Annotated in this window: 5 protein-coding genes; 2 read left to right on the plus strand and 3 right to left on the minus strand. The window is 71.4% G+C overall.

What is annotated here, in order from left to right; genetic code table 11:
- The 3 genes from RB628_RS39510 to RB628_RS39520 form a co-directional block, all read right to left on the minus strand.
- Positions 1-525, minus strand: a 525-nt coding sequence (locus RB628_RS39510) for a M48 family metalloprotease (protein WP_318325486.1), incomplete at its 3' end; no start/stop codon positions are given.
- A 5-nt stretch (positions 526-530) separates the two neighbouring features.
- Positions 531-809, minus strand: a complete 279-nt coding sequence (gene pspAA, locus RB628_RS39515) for a PspA-associated protein PspAA (RefSeq protein WP_318325482.1) — start codon at positions 807-809, stop codon at positions 531-533.
- Positions 806-946: a hypothetical protein gene (locus tag RB628_RS39520; protein WP_318325483.1), complete on the minus strand. Its 141-nt coding sequence runs from the start codon at positions 944-946 to the stop codon at positions 806-808. Before RB628_RS39520 ends, pspAA begins: the two co-directional genes overlap by 4 nt.
- Positions 947-1496: 550 nt before the next feature.
- On the opposite strand from RB628_RS39520, the gene RB628_RS39525 reads away from it, so the two are divergent.
- Both RB628_RS39525 and RB628_RS39530 read left to right on the plus strand, forming a co-directional pair.
- The gene (locus tag RB628_RS39525; protein ID WP_318325484.1) at positions 1497-1889 is read left to right on the plus strand and encodes a general stress protein; all 393 of its coding nucleotides are present in this window, start codon (positions 1497-1499) and stop codon (positions 1887-1889) included.
- Between the two features lie 250 nt (positions 1890-2139).
- Positions 2140-4275, plus strand: a 2136-nt coding sequence (locus RB628_RS39530) for a heavy metal translocating P-type ATPase (RefSeq protein WP_318325485.1), incomplete at its 3' end; no start/stop codon positions are given.

Genomic DNA, 4275 nt, shown 5'->3' on the forward strand with positions numbered 1-4275 from the left:
CAGCTGGGAGTAGAAGGCGAAGCGGACGATGAGTCCGGCGATCACGCCCAGGAACGAGGCGATGGTGATCACCGCGACGTCACGGTGCGCGACGTGGGAGAGCTCGTGGGCGAGGACGCCTTCGAGTTCCTCGGCCGTCAGGCGGCGCTGGAGCCCGGTGGTGACGCAGACGACGGCGTGGTCGGCGTTGCGGCCGGTGGCGAACGCGTTGGGCAGGTCCATCTCCGAGACGGCCACCCGGGGTTTGGGCATGTCCGCGGTGGCGCACAGCCGGTCGATGACCCCGTGCAGCTCGGGCTGTTCCTCTGCTGTGACCAGGTGGCCGTGCATGGCGTACAGGGCGATCCGGTCGGAGAACCAGAACTGTGCGCCCAGCAGCCCGGCGGCGATCACGACCACCACGACGACGGACTTGAGCAGCACGATCAGCGCGGCGATGAACGCCACGTACACCAGCCCGAGCAGGAACATCGTGACCACCATGCGGGTGGTCAGCTGCCGGTCGGGCTCGAAGCGGCTGCGCATCGTCATCACCCCGGGATCAGGCCCTCGTCGGAGAGCAGTTCGCGCACCTGTGTGAGGCTGGTGTCCTCGTCGGGCAGCACCAGGTCGGAGGGCGTGATCCTTTCGTCCGGCAGTGGTGTGCCGAGGCTGCGCACCGCGTCCAGCAGGGCCGACAGCGCGGAGGCGAAGACCTGCTCGTCGCCCGGGTCGGCGGCCGACCGCAGCGGGGCGTCCAGCTCGTTGAGCCGGTCGAGACGCTCTTCGGCGGTCTCGTACTGGCCCTCGCCGAGAATCCGCATGATCATGACGTTGCCTCCTGTTCCGGCGGAGTCTGCCGGGTCCCGCCGCCCTCCACGGCCGGCGGCGCGGCGGACGCCGGGAGCTGCGCCTTCATCCGGGCCGGTTCCTTGTCCACGTCACTGCCGCGGTTACGGACGGACATCCTCAGGCTCCGGTGCCGTGGTCCGGGCCGCAACCTCGGCCCTTGCGTACCCGTGCTCTTCCCTGCGCGCCGATGAGGACACAGGCCGCACGCTCGGCCTGGGACCATCCTCGCCTCGCGACACCCAGGGAGGGCAGGGCCCGACCGGCCCATACCGGGGCCGGTCGGGCCCGGTGCCGGTCCCCGCGCGAGGAGCACCGCTCGACGACGCCGACCGGTACCACCCGGCACAGTTCCGTTCTCGGCGAACAGCGTGTCAGCCCGCTCCTCCAGCCGCCCGGCCAGGCTGATCGGGCCCGAGTCTGGCGGCCGTCCTCGACGTCACCGCCCTGCCTTTGCGCACCACGTGGACTCTGCTGCGCAATCGCTGGACCCGCAGGAACAGCCACCCGGAGCACCGAGCACGGCCGCGTCGCCGCAGGTCACGGAGTGCGGTCCAGCGGCCCCGAGGAACTGCGCAGCAGAGTCCACGTGCGCTCACCCGTCGCGGTGTCCGTTGCAGGGGAGGTGATACGGGCGCAGGCTGCTTGATGACGAAGGGAGCCCTTCGATGACCCAGTACCCGCCCACCGTGGCGGTCGACCGTCCGGTCGTCGGCTCGTATCCGACCTGCACCGGCGCCCAGCGCGCGGTCGGCTTCCCGTCCGACAGTGAATTCCCGGTGGAACACACCGCGATCATCGGTACGGACCTGCGCATGGCCGGGACCGTTCCCGGCCGCCTCACCCTCGGCCGGGCCGCCCTGGCCGGCGCCGGTACCGGCGCCTGGTTCGGGCTGCTGATCGGACTGCTGCTGTCGGTGTTCGCCGCCGGCAACCACGACGTCCTGCTGCTGATGCTGAGCGGGCTGGCCTACGGGGCCGTCCTCGGCGCGGTCCTCGGCTTCGCCGGTCATGCCCTCAGCGGCGGACACGCGACTTCTCCTCCCGCAGTCAGACCGTGACCGCCCGTTACGCCGTGGTCGCGACGCCGACGCCGACGCCGAGGTGGCCGATGAGGCCAAGAACCTGCTGGTCAAACCTGCCTGGCGCGAAGAGTGGCCTGTTCCCGGTCCCGCCACGCGGGCAGGATTGCGGACGCCACACTCTCTCTCGCGAGACAAGCAGGCCCCTCACGCCCTTTCGGCCGGCTCCACGTCGTCGACGGCCCTGCCCCCAGCCGTCCCGGGCTCACTCGCCGAAGGAGGACTGACCGTGCAGCACCACGCGAGTCATCACGATCACGAAACGTCTGGGCACGAAAATCCTGGCAAGGAGCACAGTACGGCGGTTCTGGATGTGCGCGGTCTGGCCTGGGCGTCCCAGCAGAGCACCGTCGCCGCTGCGCTGGGCCGGCGGCCTGGCGTACTTCAGGTCGAGGTCAACCCGGTCGCGCAGTCGGCGACGGTGGTCTTCGATCCGCGGCGTACGTCGCTGGCCGAGCTGCGCCGCTGGGTGACCGAATGCGGCTACCACTGCGCGGGCCAGTCGGTGCCGTCCCATGTCTGTGATCCGATGGCCGAGCCGGACCCTGCTGTCGAAGCCGCTGAGGACCGTCATGCGACGCATGAGGGCCATGCCGCGCGGGTGGCCGCTCCAACCGCGCCCGCGGGGCATGCCGAGCACGTCGGGCATGCGGCGGCCGAGGCTCCCGCCGAGGCCGAGGGGATGCCGACACCGCACGAACTGATGGGGCACGGCGGCCACGGAGCCATGTCGATGGCGGCGATGGTGGCCGACATGCGCAACCGCTTCCTGGTGGCGCTGCTGTTCTCGATCCCCATCGTCATCTGGTCGCCGATCGGCGAGGACGTCTTCGGTGTCGACGCCCCTGTGCCCTTCGGGCTGCGCCAGGATGTCTGGGCGCTGCTGCTGAGCCTGCCGGTGATCTTCTACGCGTGCTCGATCTTCTTCGGCGGCGCGGTACGGGCCCTGCGTGCCCGCACCCTGGACATGATGGTGCTGGTCGCGGTCGCCGTCGGCTCCGGCTGGACGTACTCGCTGATCATCACGCTCACCGGGGGCGGTGACGTCTTCTACGAGGCGGCCACCGTGCTGGCCTCGTTCGTGCTGCTCGGCCACTGGTTCGAGATGCGCGCCCGGGGCGGCGCCAACGACGCCATCCGCACCCTGCTCGACCTCGCCCCGCCCACGGCACTCGTCGTGCGGGACGGGGAGCCGGTGGAGGTGCCCACCGCCGAGGTCGTGGCCGGCGATCTGCTGCTGGTCCGGCCCGGAGCCAAGATCGCCGTCGACGGGCTCGTGGAGGAGGGCGAGAGCGAGGTCGACGAGTCGATGGTCACCGGGGAGAGCCTGCCGGTGCACAAGGCCCCCGGCTCGCAGGTCGTCGGCGCGACCATCAACGCCAACGGCACGCTCCGCGTGCGCGCCACCAAGGTCGGCGCCGACACCGCCCTGGCACAGATCGTCAAGCTCGTCCAGGAAGCCCAGAACTCCAAGGCCCCGGGCCAACGGCTCGCCGACCGGGCCGCGTTCTGGCTGGTCTTCGTCGCCCTGATCGGCGGCGCCGCGACGCTGGCCGTCTGGCTGCTGGCCACCGACCGCTCGCTGGGCACCGCGATGCTGTTCGCCATCACCGTCGTCGTCATCACGTGCCCGGACGCCCTGGGTCTGGCCACCCCCACGGCCATCATGGTCGGCACGGGACTGGGCGCCCGGCGCGGGGTGCTGTTCAAGAACGCCGTCGCCCTGGAGGCATCGGCCGGGATCCAGACCGTGGTCATGGACAAGACCGGCACCCTGACCAAGGGCGAGCCGGAGGTGACCGACCTGATCACCGCCCCGGGAACGGACGAGGACCAACTGCTGCGGCTCGTCGCGGCGGTGGAACGCGAGTCCGAGCACCCGCTGGCCGAAGCCGTCGTGCGGTACGCCGAGAGCCGGGCCGTGACGGCAGTGAGCGCGCGGCACTTCGCGAACGTTCCCGGCCACGGTGCGACCGCGTCCGTCGACGGCCACCGGGTCGCCGTCGGCAACCGCCGGCTGGCGCTGCGCGAAGGCGTCGACCTCGGCCAACTGGCCGCCCGACGCGAGGCGCTGGCCGCCACCGGCCGTACTGTCGTCATCGCCGCCGTCGACGGACAGGCGGCCGGCCTGATCGGCATCGCGGACGCGCCTCGGGAGACGTCGGCCGCCGCCGTGGCCGAACTGCACGCCCTCGGCGTCGAAGTGGTCATGCTCACCGGCGACAACCAGGCGACCGCCGAGCGGATCGCTGACCGTCTGGGCATCGACACCGTCATCGCCGAGGTCCTGCCCGGGGACAAGGCGGCCACGGTGGCCGAACTGCAACGCGGCGGCCGCAAGGTCGCCATGGTCGGCGACGGCGTC

The sequence above is a fragment of the Streptomyces sp. ADMS genome (genome assembly GCF_033441795.1).
Taxonomy (GTDB): Bacteria; Actinomycetota; Actinomycetes; order Streptomycetales; family Streptomycetaceae; genus Streptomyces.